Annotated in this window: 22 protein-coding genes; 8 read left to right on the top strand and 14 right to left on the bottom strand. The window is 71.6% G+C overall.

From position 1 onward, the window contains the following. Positions 1–5 precede the first annotated feature (5 nt). Positions 6–1,292 carry a CynX/NimT family MFS transporter gene (locus ACIRO3_RS21685; RefSeq protein ID WP_404139130.1) on the bottom strand — a complete coding sequence of 429 codons (1,287 nt, stop codon included), beginning with the start codon at positions 1,290–1,292 and terminating at the stop codon, positions 6–8. Positions 1,293–1,369: 77 nt separating this feature from the next. Between ACIRO3_RS21685 and ACIRO3_RS21690 the strand changes: the two genes are divergently transcribed. Then, complete coding sequence (locus tag ACIRO3_RS21690) at positions 1,370–2,041, top strand: FadR/GntR family transcriptional regulator (RefSeq protein WP_361974645.1); 672 nt, start codon at positions 1,370–1,372, stop codon at positions 2,039–2,041. Between the two features lie 93 nt (positions 2,042–2,134). On the opposite strand, the gene ACIRO3_RS21695 is transcribed toward ACIRO3_RS21690, so the two are convergent. The 3 genes from ACIRO3_RS21695 to fabG form a co-directional block, all read right to left on the bottom strand. Continuing rightward, positions 2,135–2,593 (bottom strand): cell envelope integrity protein TolA, encoded by a 459-nt coding sequence (locus tag ACIRO3_RS21695; RefSeq protein ID WP_404139134.1) that lies wholly within the window; start codon positions 2,591–2,593, stop codon positions 2,135–2,137. Between the two features lie 219 nt (positions 2,594–2,812). Continuing rightward, positions 2,813–3,583, bottom strand: coding sequence for an enoyl-ACP reductase FabI (gene fabI, locus ACIRO3_RS21700; protein WP_361775201.1), 771 nt, complete (start codon positions 3,581–3,583; stop codon positions 2,813–2,815). Positions 3,584–3,587: 4 nt separating this feature from the next. Next, the gene (fabG, locus tag ACIRO3_RS21705; protein ID WP_361775198.1) at positions 3,588–4,307 is read right to left on the bottom strand and encodes a 3-oxoacyl-[acyl-carrier-protein] reductase; all 720 of its coding nucleotides are present in this window, start codon (positions 4,305–4,307) and stop codon (positions 3,588–3,590) included. Positions 4,308–4,452: 145 nt separating this feature from the next. On the opposite strand from fabG, the gene ACIRO3_RS21710 reads away from it, so the two are divergent. From ACIRO3_RS21710 to tyrS, 3 genes are all read left to right on the top strand, one after another. Next, complete coding sequence (locus tag ACIRO3_RS21710) at positions 4,453–6,015, top strand: TldD/PmbA family protein (protein ID WP_404139136.1); 1,563 nt, start codon at positions 4,453–4,455, stop codon at positions 6,013–6,015. An 88-nt stretch (positions 6,016–6,103) separates the two neighbouring features. Beyond that, positions 6,104–7,492: a metallopeptidase TldD-related protein gene (locus ACIRO3_RS21715; RefSeq protein WP_404139139.1), complete on the top strand. Its 1,389-nt coding sequence runs from the start codon at positions 6,104–6,106 to the stop codon at positions 7,490–7,492. A gap of 95 nt (positions 7,493–7,587) precedes the next feature. Continuing rightward, complete coding sequence (tyrS, locus tag ACIRO3_RS21720) at positions 7,588–8,853, top strand: tyrosine--tRNA ligase (RefSeq protein ID WP_361775189.1); 1,266 nt, start codon at positions 7,588–7,590, stop codon at positions 8,851–8,853. A gap of 83 nt (positions 8,854–8,936) precedes the next feature. On the opposite strand, the gene ACIRO3_RS21725 is transcribed toward tyrS, so the two are convergent. Then, the gene (locus ACIRO3_RS21725) at positions 8,937–9,215 is read right to left on the bottom strand and encodes a GlsB/YeaQ/YmgE family stress response membrane protein (RefSeq protein ID WP_361775186.1); all 279 of its coding nucleotides are present in this window, start codon (positions 9,213–9,215) and stop codon (positions 8,937–8,939) included. Between the two features lie 257 nt (positions 9,216–9,472). Between ACIRO3_RS21725 and ACIRO3_RS21730 the strand changes: the two genes are divergently transcribed. Together ACIRO3_RS21730 and ACIRO3_RS21735 are read left to right on the top strand one after the other, a co-directional pair. After that, positions 9,473–9,751: a DUF3099 domain-containing protein gene (locus tag ACIRO3_RS21730; RefSeq protein ID WP_404139621.1), complete on the top strand. Its 279-nt coding sequence runs from the start codon at positions 9,473–9,475 to the stop codon at positions 9,749–9,751. Between the two features lie 137 nt (positions 9,752–9,888). Then, positions 9,889–10,143 carry a hypothetical protein gene (locus tag ACIRO3_RS21735; RefSeq protein WP_361775180.1) on the top strand — a complete coding sequence of 85 codons (255 nt, stop codon included), beginning with the start codon at positions 9,889–9,891 and terminating at the stop codon, positions 10,141–10,143. Positions 10,144–10,187: 44 nt separating this feature from the next. Here the strand turns inward: ACIRO3_RS21735 and moaA are convergent, their stop codons facing one another. The 3 genes from moaA to ACIRO3_RS21750 all read right to left on the bottom strand — a co-directional run bounded on the left by moaA (position 10,188) and on the right by ACIRO3_RS21750 (position 13,363). Next, complete coding sequence (moaA, locus tag ACIRO3_RS21740) at positions 10,188–11,177, bottom strand: GTP 3',8-cyclase MoaA (protein WP_361974631.1); 990 nt, start codon at positions 11,175–11,177, stop codon at positions 10,188–10,190. 177 nt (positions 11,178–11,354) lie between these two features. Beyond that, complete coding sequence (locus ACIRO3_RS21745; protein WP_404139145.1) at positions 11,355–12,992, bottom strand: cation acetate symporter; 1,638 nt, start codon at positions 12,990–12,992, stop codon at positions 11,355–11,357. Continuing rightward, the gene (locus ACIRO3_RS21750) at positions 12,989–13,363 is read right to left on the bottom strand and encodes a DUF485 domain-containing protein (RefSeq protein WP_361775174.1); all 375 of its coding nucleotides are present in this window, start codon (positions 13,361–13,363) and stop codon (positions 12,989–12,991) included. The genes ACIRO3_RS21745 and ACIRO3_RS21750 overlap by 4 nt, the downstream gene beginning before the upstream one ends. A 258-nt stretch (positions 13,364–13,621) precedes the next feature. On the opposite strand from ACIRO3_RS21750, the gene ACIRO3_RS21755 reads away from it, so the two are divergent. Continuing rightward, positions 13,622–15,169 (top strand): S8 family peptidase, encoded by a 1,548-nt coding sequence (locus ACIRO3_RS21755; protein WP_404139149.1) that lies wholly within the window; start codon positions 13,622–13,624, stop codon positions 15,167–15,169. Positions 15,170–15,271: 102 nt separating this feature from the next. On the opposite strand, the gene ACIRO3_RS21760 is transcribed toward ACIRO3_RS21755, so the two are convergent. The 3 genes from ACIRO3_RS21760 to ACIRO3_RS21770 form a co-directional block, all read right to left on the bottom strand. After that, complete coding sequence (locus ACIRO3_RS21760; RefSeq protein WP_404139152.1) at positions 15,272–16,315, bottom strand: zinc-dependent alcohol dehydrogenase family protein; 1,044 nt, start codon at positions 16,313–16,315, stop codon at positions 15,272–15,274. Between the two features lie 63 nt (positions 16,316–16,378). Beyond that, positions 16,379–17,062 (bottom strand): lysoplasmalogenase, encoded by a 684-nt coding sequence (locus tag ACIRO3_RS21765; protein WP_404139155.1) that lies wholly within the window; start codon positions 17,060–17,062, stop codon positions 16,379–16,381. Next, positions 17,059–18,054: a sterol desaturase family protein gene (locus ACIRO3_RS21770; RefSeq protein ID WP_404139158.1), complete on the bottom strand. Its 996-nt coding sequence runs from the start codon at positions 18,052–18,054 to the stop codon at positions 17,059–17,061. The genes ACIRO3_RS21765 and ACIRO3_RS21770 overlap by 4 nt, the downstream gene beginning before the upstream one ends. A 115-nt stretch (positions 18,055–18,169) precedes the next feature. On the opposite strand from ACIRO3_RS21770, the gene ACIRO3_RS21775 reads away from it, so the two are divergent. Continuing rightward, positions 18,170–21,262: an NACHT domain-containing protein gene (locus tag ACIRO3_RS21775; RefSeq protein ID WP_404139161.1), complete on the top strand. Its 3,093-nt coding sequence runs from the start codon at positions 18,170–18,172 to the stop codon at positions 21,260–21,262. A 23-nt stretch (positions 21,263–21,285) separates the two neighbouring features. On the opposite strand, the gene ACIRO3_RS21780 is transcribed toward ACIRO3_RS21775, so the two are convergent. Genes ACIRO3_RS21780 through ACIRO3_RS21790 form a run of 3 tightly spaced genes read right to left on the bottom strand, consistent with a single transcriptional unit; the run spans position 21,286 to position 24,698 of the window. Then, complete coding sequence (locus ACIRO3_RS21780; protein WP_404139164.1) at positions 21,286–22,515, bottom strand: amidohydrolase family protein; 1,230 nt, start codon at positions 22,513–22,515, stop codon at positions 21,286–21,288. After that, positions 22,512–23,801, bottom strand: coding sequence for an amidohydrolase family protein (locus tag ACIRO3_RS21785; RefSeq protein ID WP_361775160.1), 1,290 nt, complete (start codon positions 23,799–23,801; stop codon positions 22,512–22,514). Before ACIRO3_RS21785 ends, ACIRO3_RS21780 begins: the two co-directional genes overlap by 4 nt. A 12-nt stretch (positions 23,802–23,813) precedes the next feature. After that, positions 23,814–24,698 carry an SDR family NAD(P)-dependent oxidoreductase gene (locus ACIRO3_RS21790; protein ID WP_404139166.1) on the bottom strand — a complete coding sequence of 295 codons (885 nt, stop codon included), beginning with the start codon at positions 24,696–24,698 and terminating at the stop codon, positions 23,814–23,816. Between the last annotated feature and the right edge of the window lies 1 nt (position 24,699).

Raw genomic sequence — 24,699 nt, forward strand, 5'->3', positions numbered from 1 at the left:
GTCGTTCAGTCTCGCATGCCGCATTCGTCCTCGATCGTGCGGTCCCGGCCGGCGAGGACGCCGAGCGCGATCTGCGGGACCAGGAGGGCGGCCATGAGGGCGAGGGGCAGGTCCCAGCCGCCGCTGTGCTGGTAGAGGGTGCCGATGAGGAGCGGGCCGGGGATGGAGATGAGGTAACCGGTGCTCTGCGCGAAGGCGGACAGCTTGACGACGCCGGCCGGGGACTTGGCGCGCAGTCCGATCATCGTGATGACGAGCGGGAAGGCGCAGTTGGAGACGCCGAGCAGGAGGGCCCAGGCCCAGGCTCCGGCGGCCGGGGCGAGCCAGAGACCGGCGTAGCCGAGGAAGCCGAAGAGGCCGAGGACCACGGCGATGGCGCCCTGGTTGCGCATCCGGCCGGCGAGGTTCGGGATGACGAAGGCCAGCGGGACGCCCATGACCATGGTGACGGCGAGCAGGACGCCGGCGGTCCCGGCGGAGACCCCGGCGTCGCGGAAGATCTGCGGGAGCCAGCCCATGGTGACGTACGCCCCGGTGGCCTGGAGGCCGAAGTAGCAGCCCAGGGCCCAGGCAGTGCGGCTGCGGGCGACGCGCGGGCCGGTGTCGGGGGCCGCTCCGGCGGGTGCGGCGGCCTTGTCGCGGCGACCGGTGACGGCGATGGGCAGCCAGGGCAGTACGGCGGCCACCGCGAGGGCGGCCCAGATCAGCAGGCCGGTGCGCCAGCTGCCGCCGAGGGCGGAGGTCAGTGGGACGGTCGCGGCGGCGGCGAGGGAGGTGCCGGCGGCCAGGGCCATGGAGTAGAGGCCGGTCATGGTACCGACCCGGTCCGGGAACCAGCGCTTGACGATCACCGGGAGCAGCACGTTCGTCAGGGCTATGCCGGCCAGGGACAGGGCGCTGGCGGCGAGGAACCCGGCGGCGTTGGTCGCGAAGGGTCGGATCAGCAGTCCGGCGGCGATGGCGACCATGCCGGCGCAGACCACGGCGGCGGGGCCGAAGCGGCGGGAGAGCCGGGGGGCGGTGACGCCGAAGACGGCGAAGCAGAGGGCGGGGACGGAGGTGACGAGCCCGGCGACGGTGCCGCTCATGCCGAGGCCCGTGCGGGTCTCCTCGAAGAGGGCGCCGAGGCTGGTGATGGCGGGTCGCAGGTTGAGGGCGGCCAGCACGATCGCGACGATGAGCACCGGTCCGAGCCACGCCGGCTGCCGGGTGACGGGGGCGGCGAGGGGCTGCGGGGGTGCCGTGCGCGCGGCCCGAGGCCGGTTCATGGTCTGGATTTCATCGTCGGACATTGAACCATCATAGAATCATGGGATGATTGGTTGTCCACCCCCCTTCCGCTGTCATGTCCGGAGAGGACACCGTTCGCATGCCGCTGACATCGCCCCGGCGATCCGCGCTCGTCGACCAGGTGATCGCCCAGCTCAGGAACCAGATCACCTCCGGTGAATGGCCCGTGGGTTCCCGCATCCCCACCGAACCCGAGCTGGTGGAGCTGCTGGGCGTCGCCCGCAACACGGTGCGCGAGGCCGTCCGGGCCCTGGCGCACAACGGTCTGCTCGACATCCGCCAGGGTTCGGGCACCTACGTCCTCGCGACCAGCGAACTCGCCGGGGTGATGCACCGGCGCTTCGCCGGGGCCGACCCGCGGCACATCGCCGAGCTGCGTTCGACCCTGGAGTCCTCCGCCGCCCGGCTGGCGGCGGAGCGTCGGACCGAGCGGGACCTGACCCAGCTGGACGCGTTGCTGGCGCGACGCGAGGAAGCCTGGGCGAGCGGGGACGCGGAGCTGTTCGTCGCGGCGGACGTGAGCCTGCACATGGCGGTGGTGACGGCCTCGCACAACGAGGTGCTCATCGAGCTGTACGCCGACCTCGGGGACCTGGTGGCGGACTGGCTGCGCACGGACGTGGGGACGGAACTGCGTCCCGCCGCACATCTGGACCACGCCCGCCTGATCGAGGCGATCCGGCGCGGGGACGGGGACACGGCCGCGTCGGAGGCGGCGGGGTACCCGTTCGTCTGCCTCGGCGAGGCGTAGCCGGGGCCGGGCGGCCGCGCGGCGGCTTGTCCGGGGAGTCGGCTTGCCCGGGGGCCCGCTCGGGGAGGCGGCGCGTCCGGGGAGGCCGTGGGTTCAGCGGAGTCGGTCGGCGTCGCGTCGGCCGGGCCGCTCGTGGCTCACCCATGCCGTACGGACCTCTTTCCAGCAGCGGCTGGTGAGTTCGACGCGGCCGGCCGGGCCCACGGCGACCGCGGCGCCGTCTCCGTCCACGTCCCACCAGCGGTCGCACTCCACGTGCAGGCGGATCAGGTCGGTCTCGGGATAGCCGTTGTGGCAGTGCGCCGTCACCAGCGAGCCGTCGATCTCGATGTCGCAGTCGGCGCCGAAGAGGTCTCCGCGGCCCGGACGGGCGGGCTGTACGGGTGGCTCGGCGGGGATCTCGGCCGGGTCGACCACGACCGGCGCCATGGCTTCCGGGCCGGGCGCCGGTTCGTCGTCCCCGGGTTGCGCGACGGCTCCCGGGATCAGGAGGCCGGCCAGGGCAACCGAGGTGACCAGGAGCGATACCGCTCGGCTCGGCCTCGCGTGCACGCCCGTACCTCCTCCCCGAGGACCGGGAAGATCCCGGCTCGGTCAGTTTGCAGGCATTTGTCCCGGTCTACGACTCGGGAAGATCCGGCCGGAGCACGTACATCTGATCGAAGGGGTCGGGTGGACCCCCGCCCCCGCAGGCCGGAACGGCGGTGGCCGCGCCTCCCGGAAGGAAGACGCGGCCACCGCCGTACGGACGCAACGGACCCGACCCGGGGGTCAGGCACCCATCGCGTGCAGGCCGCCGTCCACGTGGACGATCTCGCCCGTGGTCTTCGGGAACCAGTCGGACAGCAGGGCGACGATGGCCTTGCCGGTCGGCTCCGGGTCGCTCATGTCCCACTCCAGCATGGAGCGGGAGTTCCAGACGTCGGCCAGGTCCGAGAAGCCCGGGATGGACTTCGCGGCCATCGAGCCGAGCGGACCGGCCGAGACCAGGTTGCAGCGGATGTTCTCCTTGCCCAGGTCACGGGCGAGGTAGCGGCTGGTGGCCTCCAGCGCGGCCTTGGCCGGGCCCATCCAGTCGTACTGCGGCCACGCGAACTGCGCGTCGAAGGTGAGGCCGACGATGGCCGCGCCGTCCGCCGGGAACAGCGGCTTGCAGGCCATGGCGAGGGACTTCAGCGAGAACGCCGACACGTGCATGGCGGTGGCGACCGACTCGAACGGCGTGTTCAGGAAGTTGCCGCCGAGGGCGTCCTGCGGGGCGAAGCCGATCGAGTGCAGGACGCCGTCGAGGCCGCCCAGCTCGTCGCGGACGAGACCCTCCAGGCGGTCCAGGTGCTCCTGGTTGGTGACGTCGAGCTCGATCACCTTGACCGGCTTCGGCAGCTTCTTGGCGATGCGCTCGGTCAGCGACGGGCGGGGCCACGCGGTCAGGATGACCTCGGCGCCCTGCTCCTGGGCCAGCTTGGCGGCGTGGAAGGCGATGGAGGACTCCATCAGCACCCCCGTGATGAGGATGCGCTTGCCGTCGAGAATTCCGCTCATGTGATCAGTGACCCATGCCCAATCCGCCGTCAACGGGAATGACGGCTCCAGTGATGTACGCGGCGTCGTCGGACGCCAGGAAGCTCACGGCCGCCGCGATCTCCTCGGGCTGCGCGTAGCGGCCCAGGGGCACCTGACCGACGATGCCGGCGCGCTGCTCGTCGGTGAGCACCTTCGTCATGTCGGTGTCCACGAAGCCGGGGGCGACCACGTTGAAGGTGATGTTGCGGGAGCCCAGCTCACGGGCGAGCGAGCGGGCGAAGCCGACCAGCGCGGCCTTGGAGGCGGCGTAGTTGGCCTGACCGGGCGAGCCCATGAGGCCGACGACCGAGGAGATGAGGACGACGCGGCCCTTCTTGGCCCGCAGCATGCCCCGGTTCGCCCGCTTGACCACCCGGAAGGTACCGATGAGGTTGGTGTCGACGACCGACGCGAAGTCCTCCTCGGACATCCGCATCAGCAGCGTGTCCTTGGTGATGCCGGCGTTGGCCACCAGCACCTCGACGGCGCCGTGCTTGTCCTCGATCTCCTTGTAGGCCTGCTCCACCTGCTCGGAGTCGGTGATGTCGCACCGGACCGCCAGGACGCCGAGCGAGGTGAGCGCCTGCGGCGGCTCGCCCGACCGGTATGTGATCGCGACCTTGTCGCCGGCCTCCGCGAAGGCTCGGGCGATGGCGAGGCCGATGCCCCGGTTACCTCCGGTGACGAGAACCGAGCGGCTCAACGGATCACCCTTTCGCTAGCTGTCTGAGTACCAAAAACCTATAGGTCGCATCGTCCTTACGGAGAATCGGGCCCCGACAGGGCCTTGCGGCGGGCTCTGTCGAGTCCCTACAGAAAGATGTAGGCACACGAGCCCCGAGCGCGACATGATCGGGGCGACCGGCCCCGACCCCGGGAGGACTTCCGTGCCCCATTCCATCGACGCGGCCTTCACCGCGCTGCCCTTGCGGGCGCTCGCCGACGCGGCGCTCGCCCGGGCCCGCGCGCTGGGCTCCGACCATGCCGACTTCCGGCTGGAGCGCGTGCGCAGCGCCTCCTGGCGGCTGCGGGACGCCAAACCCTCCGGTGGGTCCGACTCCACCGACCTCGGCTACGCGGTCCGGGTCGTGCACGGGGGCAGCTGGGGATTCGCCTCCGGTGTGGACCTGACCATGGACGGCGCCGCCAAGGTGGCCTCGCAGGCCGTGGCCATGGCGAAGCTGTCGGCGCAGGTGATCAAGGCCGCCGGTTCGGACGAGCGCGTCGAGCTGGCGGACGAACCGGTCCACGCCGACAAGACATGGATCTCCGCGTACGACGTGAACCCCTTCGAGGTGCCGGACGCGGAGAAGGCGGCGTTGCTCGCCGACTGGAGCGCGCGTCTCCTGGCGGCGGACGGGGTGGCCCATGTGGACGCCTCGCTGCTCGCCGTCCACGAGAACAAGTTCTACGCGGACACGGCGGGCACCGTCACCACCCAGCAGCGCGTGCGGATCCACCCGCAGCTCACCGCGGTCGCCGTCAACGCGGCCACGGGCGAGTTCGACTCGATGCGCACCATCGCCCCGCCGGCCGGCCGCGGCTGGGAGTACCTGACCGGTACCGGATGGGACTGGAACGCGGAGCTGGAGGGGATCCCCGACCTGCTCGCCGAGAAGATGCGGGCCCCGAGCGTGCGCGCCGGGCGCTACGACCTGGTCGTGGACCCGTCCAACCTGTGGCTCACCATCCACGAGTCCATCGGCCACGCCACCGAGTTGGACCGGGCGCTGGGCTACGAGGCCGCGTACGCGGGGACCTCCTTCGCCACCTTCGACCGGCTCGGGACGCTCAAGTACGGCTCCTCGATCATGAACGTGACCGGTGACCGCACCGCCGAGCACGGGCTGGCCACCATCGGCTACGACGACGAGGGCGTCGAGGCGCAGAGCTGGGACCTGGTCAAGGACGGCACGCTGGCCGGCTACCAGCTGGACCGGCGGATCGCGCGGCTGACGGGCCTCGGCCGCTCCAACGGTTGCGCCTACGCCGACTCCCCCGGGCACGTCCCGGTGCAGCGGATGGCGAACGTCTCGCTGCGGCCGGACCCGGGCGGGCTGTCCACCGAGGACCTGATCGGCGGGGTGGAGCGCGGGATCTACGTCGTCGGCGACCGTTCCTGGTCGATCGACATGCAGCGCTACAACTTCCAGTTCACCGCGCAGCGCTTCTTCCGGATCGAGAACGGCCGGCTGGCGGGGCAGTTGCGGGACGTGGCGTACCAGGCCACGACCACCGACTTCTGGGGCTCGATGGAGAAGGTCGGCGGTCCGCAGACCTATGTCCTGGGCGGCGCCTTCAACTGCGGCAAGGCCCAGCCGGGCCAGGTCGCCGCGGTCTCGCACGGCTGCCCGTCCGCGCTGTTCCGCGACGTGAACGTCCTGAACACCACGCAGGAGGCCGGCCGATGACCGCGCACGATCACCACGCGATCCGCCGGGGGTCCGGGGGTCGCCCCCCGGGACGGCACCGTCTGAACACCACGCAGGAGGCCGGCCGATGAGCCGCACGAAGCCGCACGAGATCGTCGAGCGCGCGCTGGAGCTGTCCACCGCGGACGGCTGCGTCGTCATCGCGGACGAGGAGTCGAGCGCCAACCTGCGCTGGGCGGGCAACGCGCTCACCACGAACGGCGTCACCCGCGGCCGGACCCTGACGGTCATCGCGACGGTCGACGGCAAGGAGGGCACGGCCTCGGGGGTCGTCTCGCGCTCCGCCGTCACCGCCGCCGAGCTGGAGCCGCTGGTGCGGGCCGCCGAGGAGGCCGCGCGGGGTGGCGCCTCGGCCGAGGACGCGCAGCCCCTGGTGACCGGCGTGCCGGCCTCGCCGGACTTCACCGAGGGCCCCGCCGAGACCTCCTCGGCGGTGTTCGCGCGGTTCGCCCCGGAGCTCGGCGAGGCCTTCGCCCGGGCCCGTGCGGGCGGGCGCGAGCTGTACGGATTCGCCAACCACGAGCTGGTCTCCACGTACATCGGCAGCTCCGCGGGCCTGCGGCTGCGCCACGACCAGCCCAACGGCACGCTGGAGCTGAACGCGAAGTCCCCCGACCGGCTGCGGTCGGCGTGGGCGGGGCGCTCCACCCGGGACTTCACGGACGTGGACCCCACGGCCTTGGACGCGGAGCTCGCGGTGCGCCTCGGTTGGGCGGAGCGGAAGATCGAGCTGCCCGCGGGGCGGTACGAGACCCTGCTGCCGCCGACGGCGGTGGCCGACCTGATGATCTACCAGATGTGGTCGGCGGCGGCCCGGGACGCGGTGGAGGGCCGGACGGTCTTCTCCAAGCCCGGGGGCGGCACCCGGCTCGGCGAGAAGCTGTCCGAGCTGCCGCTGACCCTGCGCAGCGACCCGTACGCGCCGGGCCTGGAGTCGGCGCCGTTCGTGATCGCGCACAGCTCGGGCGACGACGCCTCCGTCTTCGACAACGGCCTCGCGATCCCGGCGACCGAGTGGATCAGCGGGGGCGAGCTGGCCCGACTGACGACGACCCGGCACAGCGCGGAGCTGACCGGGCAGCCGCTCTCCCCCGGCTTCGGGAACCTGATCCTGGACGGCGGCGGCGACCGCTCGCTGGAGAAGATGGTCGCCTCGACCGAGCGCGGTCTGTTGCTGACCTGCCTCTGGTACATCCGGGAGGTGGACCCGGCGACGCTGCTGCTCACCGGGCTGACCCGGGACGGCGTGTACCTGGTGGAGAACGGGCAGGTCGTCGGGGAGGTCAACAACTTCCGCTTCAACGAGTCCCCGGTGGACCTGTTGTCGCGGGCCTGCGAGGCGGGCCGGACCGAGAAGACCCTGCCGCGCGAGTGGAGCGACTGGTTCACCCGGGCCGCGATGCCGGCGCTGCGGATCCCGGACTTCAACATGAGCTCGGTCAGCCAGGGCGTCTGAGCCGACGAGGGAGTCGGGGGAGGTTCCCCGCGCACCTAGACTGGCGGGGAACCCCTCAGCACCCTGTTTCATCTCGCTCAAGGAGAGTCACAACCGTGACGGACATCGTCGACGAACTGAAGTGGCGCGGGCTGTTCTCGCTGTCCACCGATGAAGAAGCGCTGCGCAAGGCCTTCGCGGACGGTCCCGTCACGTTCTATTGCGGCTTCGACCCGACCGCGGCCTCGCTGCACGTGGGGCACCTGGTGCAGGTGCTCACCGTGCGCCGGCTCCAGCAGGCCGGGCACCGTCCGCTGGCTCTCGTCGGCGGGGCCACGGGTCAGATCGGCGACCCGCGTCCGACGGCCGAGCGCACCCTGAACGACCCGGACACGGTCGCGAACTGGGTGAGCCGGCTGCGTGCGCAGATCGAGCCGTTCCTGTCCTTCGAGGGCGAGAACGCCGCGGTCATGGTGAACAACCTGGACTGGACGGCGGGCCTGTCCGCCATCGAGTTCCTGCGGGACATCGGCAAGCACTTCCGCGTGAACAAGATGCTGACGAAGGACTCGGTGGCCCGCCGGCTGGAGTCCGACCAGGGCATCAGCTACACGGAGTTCAGCTACCAGCTGCTCCAGGGCATGGACTTCCTGGAGCTGTACCGCCGCTACGGCTGCACGCTCCAGCAGGGCGGCTCGGACCAGTGGGGCAACCTGACGGCCGGGCTCGACCTGATCCACCGCCTGGAGCCGGACGCACACGTCCACGCCATGGCGACCCCGCTGATGGTCAAGGCGGACGGCACCAAGTTCGGCAAGTCCGAGAGCGGCGCCGTCTGGCTCGACCCGGAGATGACCACCCCGTACGCGTTCTACCAGTTCTGGCTGAACGTGGACGACCGGGACATCTCGACCTACATGCGCATCCTGTCCTTCCGGTCCCGCGAGGAGCTGGAGGAGCTGGAGGCGCAGACCGCCGAGCGGCCGCAGGCGCGCGCCGCGCAGCGGGCGCTCGCGGAGGAGCTGACGACGCTGGTGCACGGCGCCGACCAGTGCGCGGCCGTGATCGCGGCGTCGAAGGCGCTGTTCGGTCAGGGCGAGCTGACGGAGCTGGACGAGGCCACGCTGGCCGCGGCCCTGTCGGAGCTGCCGCGGGCCCGGGTCGCCGAGCCGGGGTTGGTCGTGGACCTCCTCGCCGAGACGGGCCTGGTCGCCAGCAAGTCCGCCGGTCGCCGGACCGTGAAGGAGGGCGGTGCCTACGTGAACAACGTGAAGGTCACCGCCGAGGACGCGGTGCCCGCCGCGGCGGACCTCCTGCACGGGCGCTGGCTGGTGCTGCGCCGCGGCAAGAAGAACCTGGCCGCGGTCGAGGTCACGGGCTGATCCGTTCGCACGGGGTGACCCGGTGACGGCATGACGAAGGGGCCGGTTCGGACGCGTGGTCCGGGCCGGCCCCTTCGTGGGGTTCAGGCCGTGTGACGCTTGTTGCCCCGGATGGCCAGGTAGAGCATGTCGCCCAGGCCGACGATCAGGACCGCCCCGGCGAGTTGCAGCAGATGGCGGATCCAGTCGATGCCCTTGGTGTCCTCGACGCCGATCCACCGGGAGACGGCGTTGCCGAGGAGCGCTCCGAGGATGCCGAAGATGGTGGTCAGCCAGAGTGGCTGGTGCTGCTTGCCCGGCAGGATGGCCCGGGCAATCAGGCCCAGCACAAAACCGACGATGATCGCCCAAACCCATTCCATGTCGAGCCTCCTCCTGGCGCGTTGTGCGCATGTGCGCCCAGTCTCGGCCGGGCCGGCCCACCGCGCACTTCGGACCGCGCCATTCGGGGGTCGCCCACGGGGACGGCCGAGGCCCACCCCCTCTCCTCCTCGCCGGCGGAGCGGCGTACGGTGGAAGCCTCCGGGCCCGGGCGTGTCCGGCGGGTGGATCGGATGGTGGAAACGTGCAGCGGACCAAGCGGAAAAGCGACGAGGTCTTCCGGATCACCGGGGCGCGGATGGGGCTCGCCGAGGACGTGCGGGGCCGACAACGCAGGTACGTCATCTCAATGGTGATCAGGACCCTGTCGGTGATCGCCACGGTGATCCTGTGGAACGTGGAGCGCCACGTGGCGATCGTGACGCTCGTCGCGGGGGCCCTGCTGCCGTACGTCGCCGTGGTCATCGCGAACGCCGGCCGCGAGTCGACGCCCTCCCTTCCCTCGCACTTCGTGCCGGCTCCCGTGCTCCCCGCACTGGAGCCCGGAAACCTCAAGAAAACCTCAGATCAATCATGAAGTTCCAGTGCACCGCACCGGGTCGTGCGTGACATACTGCCTACGCGCTCCGCATCCCCCGTCGGAGCGACGGACCGACGCCGGGCAGCTCCCCCCGTGGCTGCTCGGCGTCGCCCTTCCGTTTGTAGGGTTGAGGCGTGAACTCCCCTGATACGGACACCAACACACCCGCCGCCGCTCCCACCTGCTCGGCCAAGGGCTGCCGTGACGCGGCGGTCTGGGTCCTGGCGTGGAACAACCCGACCCTCCACACGCCCGAGCGGCTGAAGACCTGGCTGGCGTGCGAGGAGCACCGCGAGCACCTCTCCCAATTCCTGGGGGTCCGCGGTTTCCTCAAGGACGTCGTGAGGCTCGACGAGTGGGTACAGCCGGAAGGCTCGGACCGGCGGTAGCCGGTCCGAGCCTTCCGGAGGCGCTGAGGTCTTCGGGAGACCGCCTAGCCGCCGATGGCGGACATCGGGCGGTCGGGCTGCAGGAAGGTCGGGTCGTCGAGACCGGATCCGGCCTTCTTGCCCCACATCGCCACCTTCCACAGGCGGGCGATCTCCTCGTCCGGGGCGCCCGAGCGCAGGGCGGCCCGCAGGTCGGACTCCTCGGTGGCGAAGAGGCAGGTGCGGATCTGGCCGTCGGCCGTCAGCCGGGTGCGGTCGCAGGCCCCGCAGAAGGGGCGGGTGACCGAGGCGATGACGCCCACGGTGGCCGGGCCGCCGTCGACGACCCAGCGTTCGGCCGGGGCGGAGCCGCGTTCGTCCGCGCCTTCCTCGGTGAGGGTGAAGCGGGTGCGCAGGGACTGGAGGATGTCGCCCGCGGTGATCATGCCGTCGCGCTTCCAGCCGTGCTGGGCGTCGAGCGGCATCTGCTCGATGAAGCGGAGCTCGTACTCGTTCTCCACGGCCCAGGCGAGGAGGTCCGGGGCCTCGTCGTCGTTGAGTCCCGGCATCAGCACGGCGTTGACCTTGACGGGGGTCAGCCCGGCGTCGCGGGCGGCGGCCATGCCCTCGATGACGTCCTTGTGCCGGTCGCGGCGGGTGAGGGTCTTGAAGACCTCGGGCCGCAGGGTGTCCAGCGAAACGTTCACTCGGTTCAGGCCGGCCGCCTTGAGTGCCTGTGCGGTGCGCTTGAGGCCGATGCCGTTGGTGGTGAGGGACATCCTGGGGCGGGGCTCCAGGGCCGCGCACTGTTCCACGATCCCGACCAGGCCGGGGCGGAGCAGCGGTTCCCCTCCGGTGAATCGCACCTCGGTGATGCCGAGCCGGGTCACCGCGATCCGAATCAGCCGGACGATCTCGTCGTCGCTGAGCAGGTCGGACTTGCCGAGCCACTGCAGGCCCTCCTCGGGCATGCAGTACGTACAGCGCAGGTTGCACCGGTCGGTAAGTGAGACGCGCAGGTCAGTGGCCACGCGGCCATAAGTGTCGAGAAGCACGGTGGGCCCCCTCCCCCTGTCCGGTCGTAGAGGTCGCGCTGCGGTGAACGAGAGCGCATGCGCCGTCTTCGAGCCTACGCGACGGCTCCCCCGCGCAGGGATGCCCGAACGAACGAGACACGGCGTGGCCGTGTCGTAGGGAAGTACGACACGGCCACGCTGGGTGTTCGGTGGATCTCAGACAGCGCCTGTTCCGGTCAGGGAGCGGACTTCCAACTCGGCGAACTTGTCCGGGTCGGCCTTCTCCTTGGACAGGACGGTTCCCAGCCATCCCAGGAAGAAGCCGAGGGGGATGGAGATGAGCCCCGGGTTCTCCAGCGGGAACCAGTAGAAGTCGGCGTCCTTGAACATCGAGGTGGGCTTGCCGGAGACCACCGGGGAGAAGAGGACGAGGCCGACGGCCGAGATCAGGCCGCCGTAGATGGACCACAGCGCGCCCTGGGTGGTGAACCGCTTCCAGAAGAGGCTGTAGAGGATCGTCGGCAGGTTGGCGGAGGCGGCGACCGCGAAGGCGAGGGCGACCAGGCCGGCGACGTTCAGGTCGCGGGCGAGGGCGCCGAGGCCGATGGCGACGGCGCCGATGACCACGGTGGACCAGCGGGCGGCGCTGACCTCCTCCTTCTCGGTGGCCTTGCCCTTGCGGATGACGTTCACGTAGATGTCGTGCGCGAAGGACGAGGAGGAGGCCAGGGTGAGGCCCGCGACGACCGCGAGGATGGTGGCGAAGGCGACCGCGGAGATCACGGCGAGCAGGATCGCTCCGCCGGTGGAGTCGGCGCCGCCGCCGATCTCCTGGGCGAGCAGCGGGGCGGCCGTGTTGCCGGCCTTGTTGGAGGCCAGGATGTCGGCCCGCTTGAGCAGGGCCGCGGCGCCGAAGCCGAGGGCGATGGTCATCAGGTAGAAGGCGCCGATGATGCCGATGGCCCAGTTCACGGACTTGCGGGCGGCCTTCGCCGTGGGAACGGTGTAGAAGCGGATCAGGATGTGCGGCAGGCCGGCGGTGCCCAGGACGAGGGCGAGGCCGAGGGAGAGGAAGTCCAGCTTGGTGGTCGCGTCCTTGCCGTACTTGAGCCCGGGCTCCAGGAACTTGACGCCCTGTCCGCTGTTCTCGGCGGCCTTGCCCAGCAGTTCCGAGACGTTGAAGTGGAACTCGATCAGCACCAGGAGGGTGATCAGCAGGGCGCCCGCGATGAGCAGGACCGCCTTGACCATCTGGACCCAGGTGGTGCCCTTCATTCCGCCGATGGTCACGTAGACGATCATCAGTACGCCGACCAGGGCGACCACGGCCACCTTGCCGCCGTCACTGGTGATGCCCAGGAGCAGGGAGACGAGGACGCCCGCGCCGGCCATCTGGGCGAGCAGGTAGAAGATCGAGACCACGATGGTGGACGTGCCCGCGGCGGTGCGCACGGGCCGCTGGCGCATGCGGAAGGCCAGTACGTCGCCCATCGTGTAGCGGCCGGAGTTGCGCAGCGGTTCGGCGACGAGCAACAGCGCCACGAGCCAGGCGACCAGGAAGCCGATGGAGTAGAGGAAGCCGTCGTAGCCGAAGAGGGCGATGGCTCCGGCGATGCCGAGGAAGGAGGCGGCGGACATGTAGTCGCCGGAGATCGCGAGGCCGTTCTGGAAGCCGGTGAACTGGCGTCCGCCCGCGTAGAAGTCGGCGGCGCCCTTGGTCTGACGGCCGGCCCAGACGGTGATGATCAGGGTGGCGACGACGAACAGCCCGAACAGGGTGATGATCAGCGGCCGGTGCTCGGTGGCTCCGGCGGCGAGGGCCGGGGCCGTCGTCGGGTCGAACGGCGTGGTCATTCCCCGGCCTCCATCCGCGCCTTGATGGCCGAGGCCTTGGGGTCGAGCTTGGCGGCGGCGTGCCGCGAGTACAGCCAGGCGATCAGGAAGGTGGTCGCGAACTGGCCGAGGCCGAGGACGAGGGCCACGTTGATGTTCCCGAAGAGCCTGGTCCCCATGAAGCCGCCCGCGTAGTTGGACAGCAGCACGTAGAGCAGGTACCAGGCGAGGAACGCGACGGTGAGCGGGAAGGCGAACGAGCGGTGGGAGCCGCGCAGTTCGGCGAACTCGGGGCTGCGCTGGACACTCGTGAACTCTTCGGCGGTGGGGCCGGCCGGATGGTGCGGCCCCGCGCCGCCGGGCGGTGGTGGGGCTGCTGCTTCGAGGGTCACGGGGGGCTCTCCTTGTGGCGCGGGTGCAGGGGGGACGACGGACAAAACAACCTCCGTGCGAGGGGGACGGTGACGCTGATCCCCCCTGTCAACGGCACGGACGGCGTGTCGAGACGGTTCAACCCCCGCTGATTCATCGGAAACTGATTCCTCGAACTGATGGCGCAAGACCGAACGGCAGCACTAGGTTCCTGTGTCATGAACCCGTCGGGCGCAACCGTGCCCGCACGGCCTTTTTCAGGATGATGTGGAGAACCCATGGCTCACCTGGGAACCGGTCACCGGCGGCGCGCACTCGCCGTTCCGGTCGGACTGGCACTCACCGCCTCGCTCGCCCTCCTCCCCTCCGTCGCGGCGTCCGCCGCCCCGCTGGGCAACACGGCGGACACGGTGGCGACGGCCAAGCCCGACACCTCCGGCCCCAAGCTGTCGTACGTGGCGAACCTGACCGCGTACGGGACGGTGAAGCAGGCGAAGAAGGCCATCGAGAAGGCCGGCGGAACGGTGGTGACCTCGCACGAGCAGATCGGGGTCGTCGTCGCGCACTCCCAGAACCCCGACTTCGCCAAGCAACTGCGCGCCCAGCGCAGCCTGTTCGTGTCGGTCGGTGCCACCCGGACGGCCCCGTTGTCGCCGGTGCAGACCACCGAGGAGGGCGCGACCCAGCGGCTGAGCGCGGCGGACGCCGCGAAGGCGGCGGCGAAGGCCGCGCCGGGCCAGGAGCCGCTGGAGTCGAACCAGTGGGACCTTCGGGCGATCAAGGCCGACGAGGCCCACAAGATCAACGACGGCAGCCGCAACGTGACGGTGGGCGTCATCGACACGGGTGTGGACGACACTCACCCGGACCTCGCCCCGAACTTCTCCAAGGGCCAGTCCGCCAACTGCGTGGGCGGCGTCCCCGACACCACCGAGGGCGCCTGGCGCCCGTACGCCGACGGCAGCGACCACGGCACCCACGTCGCGGGCACCATCGCCGCCGCGCGCAACGACCTCGGCATCAGCGGTGTCGCGCCCGGCGTGAAGGTCGCCGCGATCAAGGTGAGCGAGCCCGGGACCAGCCTCTTCTACACCGAGGCCGTCGTCTGCGGCTTCATGTTCGCCGCCGAGAAGGGGATCGAGGTGACCAACAACAGCTACTACGTCGACCCGTGGAACTACACCTGCAAGTCGGACGACGACCAGAAGGCGCTGGTGGAGGCCATCGCGCGGGCGACGAAGTACGCGGAGCGCAAGGGCGTCCTGAGCGTGGCCTCGGCGGGCAACTCGGACCACGACCTGGCCGGCCCCTCGATCGAGGACACCACCAGCCCGAACGACACCACTCCCGTGCCGCGCACCATCGACCCGAAGGTCTGCCTCGACCTTCCCACCCAGCTCCCCGGCGTGGTCACCGTGACCGCCACCGGCGACCAGGGCCTGCGGTCGTACTACTCCAGCTACGGGCTGGGCGTCGCCGACGTCGCCGGTCCCGGTGGCGACAAGTGGCAGGTGCCGGCCACGCCGGACGCCAACGGCCGGGTGCTGTCCACACTTCCGGGCGGTGGCTACGGCTACAAGCAGGGCACCTCGATGGCCGCCCCGCACGTCGCGGGCGTCGTGGCGCTGCTCAAGAGCAAGCACCCCTCGGCCACCCCGTCGCAGCTCCAGGCGCTGCTGAAGGCCCAGGCCACGAAGCAGGCCTGCCCGGACAAGATCTACGACGGCGCCGGCGCGCTGATCGACGCCACCACCTGCACGAGCAAGTGGGGCCAGACCGCCTACTACGGCTCCGGCGTGGTGAACGCGCTCCGCGCCGTGAAGTAGGCACGAGAAGTAGGCACGAGGCACACGTGCGGCGGGCCGGTCGGGGTGCTCCCCCGGCCGGCCCCCTCGCGTCGCGCCCCGCGTTCGCGCCGGGTGTGACGCCTACGGCTTGATGAGCACCTTGAGCGCGCTGCGGTCGTCCATCGCGCGGTAGCCGTCCGGGACCTCGTCCAGGGAGATCGACCGGTCGAAGACCGGGGACGGGTCGATCGCGCCGCTGAGCACGTCCGCGAGCAGCTCCGGGATGTACGCGCGCACCGGCGCGACGCCGCCGCGCAGGGTCAGGTTGCGGTCGAACATCACGCCGAGGTCCAGGCCGGTGCCGCTGCCGTGCGGGACGCCGACGTAGCCGATGGCCCCGCCGTCACGGGTGATGTCGACGGCCGTGCGCATCGACTGCTCGGTGCCGACCGCCTCGATGACCGCGTGCGCGCCCTGGCCCGCGGTCAGCTCGCGGACGGCCGCCTCGGCGGCCTCGCCGCGCTCGGCGACGACGTCGGTGGCGCCGAACAGCCTGGCGATGTCCGTGCGCGCGGTGTGCCGGCCCAGCGCGATGATCCGGTCGGCGCCGAGGCGCTTCGCGGCGAGGACGCCGCACAGGCCGACCGCGCCGTCGCCGACGACGGCGACCGTGGAGCCCTTGCGGACGCCGGCGCCGAGCGCCGCGTGGTGGCCGGTGCCCATGACGTCGGACAGCGCCAGCAGAGCGGTCAGCAGGTGGTCGTCGGAGGCCGCGTCGGCGGGCAGCTTGACCAGGGTGCCGTCGGCGTGCGGTACGCGGACGGCCTCGCCCTGGCCGCCGTCGTGACCGACCGAGCCCCAGAAGCCGCCGTCCACGCAGGAGGTGTGGAGGCCCTCGACGCAGTGGTGACAGGTGCCGTCGGACCACATGAAGGGGGCGACGACCAGGTCGCCGGCGCGCAGGTCGGTGACGGCGGAGCCGGTTTCCTCGACGATGCCGAGGAACTCGTGGCCGATCCGTTGGCCGGGCTCGCGCGCGGCCTCACCGCGGTAAGCCCAGAGGTCGCTGCCGCAGATGCAGGCGCGCAGTACGCGGACGACGGCGTCCTCGGGACGCCGGATCGCGGCGTCGGGCACCTCCTCCACGCGGATGTCGTGCGGGGCGTGGATGACGGTGGCGCGCATGGTGGTGCAGTCCTCCGGATCGGGGGTGGCCTGGCCCGGGCAGAGCCCGCCTTGTGGGCCCCCCTACCGTACGCCTGCCCCCCGGGCGCGCACGCCGGTGGCCAGCAGGTATTGGGCCGCCAGGTAGGTGGCCATGATCCAGAAGTCGGGGCGGGGCAACTGGGGCCACTCGGCGACCCCGGTCGCGATGAGGGTGTCGGACAGCAGGAACAGCGCCCCACCGATCCCGGCGCGCGCCCCCAGGGCGCTGGAGCGGTGGGCCATGGCGGTGAGCAGCAGGCTGTATCCGGCGACGGGGACGCGCAGTTCGGCGGGCAGGTCGCTCCAGAGCAGCGCGACGGTGCCGATCAGGGCCAGGGCGTAGGCGGCGCCGAGGAGCGGGTTGGTGGCGCGCCGGCCGAAGAGGACGAGGTAGCAGACGTGTCCGAGGGCGAAGGAGCCCATGCCGATCAGGAAGGCGATGTCGGCGTCGAAGAGCAGGGCCAGGTCCCCGCCCCAACCGAACAGCAGGGCGGCGACCAGCGGTCGGGGGGCCCCGAGCGCGATCACGTGGGCGACGAGCAGTGGCATCAGCAGGGGCTTGGCGATGACGTGCCCGAGGTGCCAGTCCGCGAGCAGCGAGCCGAGGTCGACGGCCGCGGCGACGGCGAACGCGGCCAGGGCGATCCGGCCGACGAGGGCCCGTCGTCCGCCATCGGGGGCGGTGACCCGCGCCCAGGACGGGGTGCGGGACTCGGTGGCGCTCACGCGGCGTGCTCGGAGGCGGGGGCCTGCTGGGGTTGCTGTGCCTGCTGGGCCTGCTGTGCCTGCTGTGCCTGCGAGGAGGGCTGCGGGGCCGGTGCGGGTTCGCCGACCGGGGAGCCGGGGGCGGGACCGGCGGCAGGGGCGGCCTGGGCGGGTAGGGCGCCCGCCGCGGGCTGCCAGCCGGGGCCGCGGAAGACCCGGCCGGCGCGCTCGCTCCAACTTCCGGCGGCGCGTACGTCGCGGGCGATGGCGGCGTATTCGTGGGTGGCCACGCGCAGCGGGTTGTGGGTGGCGATGTTCTTGGTGAGCCCGTAGACGGGCCGGTCGGTCTCCCCGACCCAGGACCCGAACACACGGTCCCAGATGATCAGGATGCCGCCGAAGTTGCGGTCCAGGTAGCCGCCCTGCGAGGCGTGGTGGACGCGGTGGTGGGAGGGGGTGTTGAAGACGTACTCGTAGGGCCGCGGCAGCTTCCCGATGCGCTCGGTGTGGACCCAGAACTGGTAGAGCAGGTTGATTCCGTAGCAGAACGGGATCGCCGCCGGGTGGACGCCGAGCGCCACCATGGGCAGGTAGAACCACCAGGTGGTGGCGCTGGTCCAGGGCTGGCGCAGGGCGGTGGTGAGGTTGAACCGCTTGCTGCTGTGGTGGACCACGTGGCAGGCCCACAGGATGCGGATCACGTGGTGGAGACGGTGCTGCCAGTAGTACAGGAAGTCCTGGACGAGGAGCATCAGCAGGGCGGTCCACCACAGGAACGGCACGCGCAGCGGGGTGAGTTCGTAGACGGCGGTGAAGACCGCGACGACCGGGATCTTCCAGAGCAGGTCGAAGCCGATGCTGCCCAGCCCCATGGTGATGCTCGTGGCGGCGTCCTTGGTGTCGTAGCCGGCGGCGTCCTCGTCGGGATGGAGCCGGTAACTGACCACCTCGATGACGGTGAGCAGCACGAAGGCCGGTATGGACCACAGCACGACATCGGGCAGGTTCGGCATGTCCGCACCATAGAGGGGGCCTCGGGGCCGCCGCTAGAGGTTGTTACCGATCGGTATCCATCGGTGTTACCGACGGTTCGAGCGATGATGGCGGGGTCACGGGGAAGGCGAGGGGATGACAGGTTTCGAGACGGTTCTCTTACGGGTCGCGGGCACCGCGGCGACCACCCTGCTGAAGTCCCTCCTCGCCCGGGCCCCCGGGGCGGGCCTGACCGCCGACCCCGTCCGTCCCGCCGGCCGCCTGCGCCGGCCGACGGAACTGGGTGAGCCCGAGATCCGTCGGCTGGCCCGCACCCTGGCCTCCCGCCTGGGCGAGGAGACGGCCCGGCTGCCGGACCACGAACGGGCGGCCGTCGTGGAGTCCGTGGCCGACACCTTCGCCGCGGTGGGCCGGCTGGACGCGGACGCCCTCTTCGCCGCGGACCTGGAACCGGCGGCGCTCGCGGCGGCGATCCCGTCACCGCGCGCGGCGGGGCTGAGCGAGGCAGCGGAGTCCGTCCACCGCCGGCTCGTCGAGCTTTGCTGCACGCACGTGGTGGAGTACGCGACGACCCTGCCGGGATTCTCGGCCCGGGCCGATGTGGAACTGGTGCGCGCGATGGCCGAGTTGGCCCGGGCGGTGGACCGGCTCTCGCACACCGGCGACGGCGCCGCGCTCGCCTTCGAGGAGCGGTACGGCCGCTACATCGCCGAGGCGCACGGGCGGCTCCAGTTGTTCGGGCTGACCTTCAGCCAGGCCCGCCGGGAGTGGCCGCTGGACCGGGCGTACATCAGCCTGGCGGTCAGCGGCGAGCAGCTCCTGGAGGAGCCGGGGCGGGCGACACCGATGAGCACCGAACTGGCCCTGGGCGCCTCGGAGCGGGTGCTGCTGCGCGGTCCGGCCGGCTCGGGCAAGAGCACCCTCGTGCAGTGGCTGGCGCTGAACTCCGCCCGACGCACCTTCGGCCCCGGACTGCGGGACTGGAACCTGCTGGTCCCGTTCGTCCTGCCGCTGCGGTCCTTCAACTCCCCGGCGGGGTTGCCGATGCCGCAGGACTGGCTGAGCGCGACCGGGGTGCCGCTGCGGGCGCCGGACGGCTGGGTGGAGTCCCTCCTCTCCGCCGGACGGGCGCTGGTCCTGGTCGACGGGGTGGACGAGGTCCCGCCCCGCCTGCGCGACCGGACGCAGACCTGGCTGCGGGCCCTGCTCATCGCCTATCCCACGGCCCGGTTCGTGATCACCACCCGCCCCTCGGCCGTTCCGGAGGACTGGCTGACCGGGCACGGCTTCTCCCCCCTGTCGCTGCTGCCCATGGAGCGGGACGGCGTCGGCGCCTTCATCACGCACTGGCACGACTCCGCCCGCGCGGAGGGCGTCTCCGGGCAGGAGCGCGAGCAGCTCGACACGTACGAGAAGTCGCTCATCCAGGCGGTGAGCACGCGCCGGGACCTGGGCCGACTGGCCACCAATCCGCTGATGTGCGCCCTGTTGTGCGCCCTGAACCGGGACCGCCGCATGCACCTGCCGCGGGCCCGCAAGGAGCTGTACGACGCCGCGTTGGACATGCTCCTGGTCCGCCGGGACACCGAGCGGGACATAGCGGGGGTCGAGGGGGTCTACCTCAGCCGCGACGAGCAGACGGTACTGCTCCAACGGCTGGCGTACTGGCTCATCCGCAACGGGCAGTTGGTGGCCTCCTTCGAGGAGGCGATCGAGATGGTCGGCGAGTGGCTCGACGCGATGCCGCAGGTCCGGGCGCAGGGCAGTGCGCGCAAGGTGTTCCGGCACCTGCTGATCCGCAGCGGCCTGCTCAGGGAACCGGTCCCGGATTCGGTGCAGTTCGTGCACCGCGTCTTCCAGGACTACCTGGGGGCGAAGGCGGCCGTGGAGGCCCGGGACTTCGGCGTGCTGGTGCGCAACGCGCACGAGGACACCTGGGACGACGTGGTCCGGATGGCGGTCGGGCACGCCAGACCCGATGAACGGGCTCATCTGCTGAGGGAGTTGCTGCGCCGGGCCGACGAGAACGAACAGGACCGCAGTCGGCTGGTGCTGCTGGCGGCGGCCTGCCTGGAGCACGCCCCGGAGCTGGACCCGGAGGTCTGGCACGAGGTGGAGGCCCGTACGGCGCACCTGCTTCCGCCGCGTTCGGCCGCGCAGGCCGAGGAGCTGGCCAAGGCGGGCGAACTCGTCCTGGAGTTGCTGCCGGAGCCGGCCGACCTCACCGAGGACGAGGCCGCCGCTACGATCCGGACGGCCGCGCTGGTCGGTGGGGACCGGGCGCTCCAGGTCATCGCGGGGTTCCGGTCGGACGACCGGTACGAGGTGGTGCACGAGCTGTCCGACTCGTGGGGGCGCTTCCCCAACGAGGCGTACGCGGAGGCGGTGTTGTCCGGGGCGCCCGTGCGCGAGGGCCACCTGCACATCCGCACGGCCGAGCAGTTGGCGGCCTACGAGCGGTTGCGGCACATCCACCGGGTGCACCTGACCTGGGACGGCCCGATCCCGCCGGCGATCTCGGAGCGGCGGGAACTGGAGTGGCTGGTCATGCACCGCAATCCGGGGCTGAGCGACCTGTCCCCGCTGGCCGGGCATGCGACGCTGCGGCACCTGGGGGTGTTGGACTGCCCGCAGGTGACGGGGGTCGAGGTGGTGACCGAGCTGGCGGCGGACAGCCTCGCCTTCGGGTACCTGCGGGACGGGCTGTCGCTGGCCCCGCTGGCCGGGGCCCGGGGGCTGCGCTCCCTGGTGATCGGTTTCGAGCCGGAGCAGCGGCGGATCGGGGACGTCCCGGCGGCGGGGACCCTGGCCGCGCTGCACATCTGGCAGGGTGCCCGTCGGATGACGCTGGACGGGATCGACCGGTGGCCCGGGGTGAGGACGCTGACGATCGCCGGGAGCGGCCAGTACCGGCAGTTGACGCGGGAACTGCCGCTGCCGGACCTGGACGGGTTGCAGATCCGGCATGCCGCGCCGGTGGCGGTCGAGGCGCTCCTGCCGTACGAGCGGCTGACCCGGCTGACGCTGATCAGGTGCGCGCTGGAGGGGACGTTGGAGCCGTTGCGCGCGTTCCGCGGGCTGCGGCGGCTGGTGCTGAGCGAGTGCCTGGGCACGGTGGACCTGTCGCCGCTCGCGGACCTGGAGGGCCTGGTGGTGGAGGTGCACCGGGGTACGAACGTGAGCGGGGCGGAGCGGATCTCGCCGGAGTGGCTCGTGCGCAGGGACTGAGCCGCTCCGGCGGGACCGCCCGGTCACCAGACCCGGACCGAGCCCCCTCGGGCGAAGGCCGGGCTGGTGGCGCCCGGGGGGATCTCCGTCAGGGGTTCGGCGACCTCCGAGACCAGCGGGCCGCACTTCGCGGCGACCGCGTCCAGCAGGGTCAGGTCGAAGCCGTACACGCGGGCCGCGTTCCCGCCGACCATCGCGGCCACCTCCTCGCGGGGCAGGCCCGCGTAGGCGATGCGGAGGCCTTCGCGGGAGAACGGCGTGGTGCCCTCGTCGTGGGGGTAGTCGGAGCCCCACATGATCTTGTCGAGGCCGATCCGGTGGCGCAGCGGGACCTCGTGGGGGCGCATGAAGCTGGCCCCCACGAAGCAGTTCTCCCGCCACACCTCGCTCGGGCCCCTGCCCATGGACCGGGCCAGGCCCGCGCCGAACTTGGCCTCCGCGGTGGCCGAGGCGGCGACCAGCCGGCCGTGGTAGTAGTCCAGCATCTCCAGCACGCCCGGGATCCAGCCGGAGCCCTGTTCCGTCAGGACGAGCCTGAGGCCCGGGTGCCGGTGGAAGGCGCCGCCGAAGATCAGGTGCCACAGGGCGCGGTGGGAGAACCAGGTGGTCTCCACCATGAAGACCGCCCGGGCCGCCGGCTCGTCCCCCAGCGGGGGCGAGGCCGAGCCGCCGTGGTGGTTGACCGGGACCTCCAGTTCGTCGCACACCGCCCAGATGGGGTCGTAGGCGGTGGAGTGCAACTCGGGGACGCCGCTGCCCGGGGGCGCGCCCGGCAGGAGGATGCCGCCGGTCAGCCCGGCGTCCCGGGTGCGGCGGATCTCCTTGACCGCCTCGTCCACGTCGTTCAGCAGGATCTGGGTGACGCCGGCGCGCCGCCCCGGGGCCTCGCCGCAGAAGTCGGCCAGCCACCGGTTGTGGGCCCGCAGGCCCGCCCAGCGCAGGGTGAACTCCTCGCGGGTGGGCGCCGGCGCCATCAGGGAGGCGGTCGGGAAGAAGGGCGGGATCGTGTTGGGGAAGAGGACTTCCGCGACGATGCCGTCGGCTTCGAGTTCGGTCAGCCGGCGGCGCGAGTTCCAGTTCCGGTCGGCGGTGTCCGCGAGGAGGTCCTCGTACGGGTTGACGTACGAGGCCGCCCAGGCGTCGAACTCCTCGTGGTGGCGTTTCTCCAGGTACGGCCTGTAGTCCAGCAGGTCGGCGCCCGCGTGGCAGTCCGCCGAGACGACGGTGTAGCGGTCCTCGGCCGGCGCGGTCACGAGAGGCCCAGCGTCGGGAAGTCGTGTTCGGTGAGCCAGTGTCGGCCCACCTCCCGCGAGCGGGCCCAGGAGGCGCGCACCGCCGCCTGGTCGGTGGACTGGCCGAGTTCGGCCGGCGTGGGGCCGATCCGGCGGGCGATCGGGGCGAGCCTCGTCGTGTCGAAGCCGAAGACGTCCGCGGCGGCCAGGCCCAGCATGCGGCGGGTCTCGTCGACGGGGATGTCGTGGAAGGTGTTCTTCAGCCAGGTGCGGGTGTGCGGCCAGGTCCCCTCGGGGTGCGGGAAGTCGGAGCCCCACAGGATGTTGTCGACGCCGATCTCGTAGCGCTGGGCCAGTTCGCGCCGCTTGGTGTTCGTGGCGCAGATGAACACCTGGCGGTCCAGGTACTCGCTCGGCGGGCGCTTGAGCTCCGCGAAGGGCGACAGCTTCTTGCCGCCGTGCGCGCCGAGGTAGAGCCGGTCCATGAACCACAGTTGGTTGGGCAGCCACCAGCAGCCGGACTCGGCGACGCCGAACCTGAGGCCGGGGTGCCGTTCGAAGACCCCGGACCACAGGAGGAACCACAGGGGCCGCGAGGGCCACCAGGTGACCTCCGAGACGTAGATGCCGAGGTGGTCTCCGTACTCGTGGCGGGGCGCGGCCCCCGAGTGCGTGACGACGGGCATCGCGGTCTCGGCCGCCGCCGCCCACACCGGGTCGTAGCGGCGGTCGTGGTAGGGCGCCTTGTCCACCCACATCGAGGGGATCATCAACGCGCCGAGCCCGGACTCCTTGGCCCGGTGGATCTCCGCGACCACCTTGGCGGGCTCGCCCGTGATGGGCAGCAGCGCGACGCCGCAGTGCCGCTCGGGGTTCTGCGACACGAACTCGGCGAGCCAGCGGTTGTGGGCCTGCGCGCCCGCCATGCCCAGGTCGGGGTCCTGGTCGCCGGACAGGCCCAGGCCCACTCCGAAGGGGGCGGCGGTCTGGCTGTCGACGGCGTCCGCGTCGGGGAAGACGACCTCGGCGGCCACGCCGTCCCCGTCGAGTTCCTTCAGGCGCCGGCCCACGTCCCAGCCGCCCTTGAGGCCTTCCTCGTGGTCGTGGAACCACTTCTCGGCGAAGGCCTCGTTGCGCACGCCGAGCCGGGTGGCCTCCTCGCGGCGCGCGTCGCGTTGGCCGAGGAACTCGTCGAACTCGCGGTGGAAGGCGCTGTCGAGGTAGGGGCGGTACTGCTCGGTGGGCAGGCCCGCGTGGCAGTCGGAGGAGATGATCAGGTACGGGTCTTCGTACGGGGTGTCACTCACGAGGAACGCTCCTCAGTCGAGGATGAAACTTTCCAGGTAGGCCGGGTTGGCGCGGTCGAGCATCGACCGCGACCGGGCGCGGATCTGCCGGTCGCTGTGCTCGCTCGCCGGGAGCATCCAGAACCGGTCGGCGAGGATCCCTTCGACGACGTGCTCGGCGACCTCCTCGACCGGGGTGAAGTCCACCGCGTGGCCCGCCTCGCGCATCGCCGTCTCGTACTGGTCGAGACTGCGGTACGGGGACTTGCGCGGCCGTTCCTTCGCGTAGCGATCGGGCCGGTTGCGGTGCGACTCCCACAGTCCGGTGCGCAGCATGTGCGGTCCGGGGAAGAGGACGGAGGCCCCGACGTGGGCGCCCTCCGCCTTGAGGTGGGCGTAGAGCGACTCGGTCATGGTGACCACGGCCGCCTTGGTGACGGCGTAGACGGAGGCGGTGGGCAGCGGGGCGATGCCGCCGTCGCCGGACGAGGTGTTGACGACGTGGCCGGGTGCGCCGCCGGCGAGCATGCGCGGGACGAAGGCCTGGATGCCGTGGAAGACGCCCCAGACGTTGACGGAGAAGGCCCACTTCCAGTCGTTGGGTTCGTGTTCCCACATGCGGCCTTCGGCGCCGGAGCCGACGCCCGCGTTGTTGCACAGGACGTGGACGGCGCCGAAGGTCTCGTACGCGGCGTCGGCGAGGGCGAGCACGGAGTCCCGGTCGCCGACGTCGACGGGTCGGGCGAGGACCTCGGCGCCGTCGGCCCCCAGTGCGTCGGCGGCCTTGCGCAGGGCGGCCTCCTCCACGTCGGCGAGGACCACTTTCAGCCCCTCGGCGGCGAAGCGGCGGGCCATGGCGAGGCCGATGCCGCTCGCGGCGCCGGTGACGACGGCCACCTGTCCCGGTTCGAGTCGCATG

The sequence above is a fragment of the Streptomyces sp. NPDC102278 genome (assembly GCF_044766345.1).
Classification (GTDB): domain Bacteria; phylum Actinomycetota; class Actinomycetes; order Streptomycetales; family Streptomycetaceae; genus Streptomyces.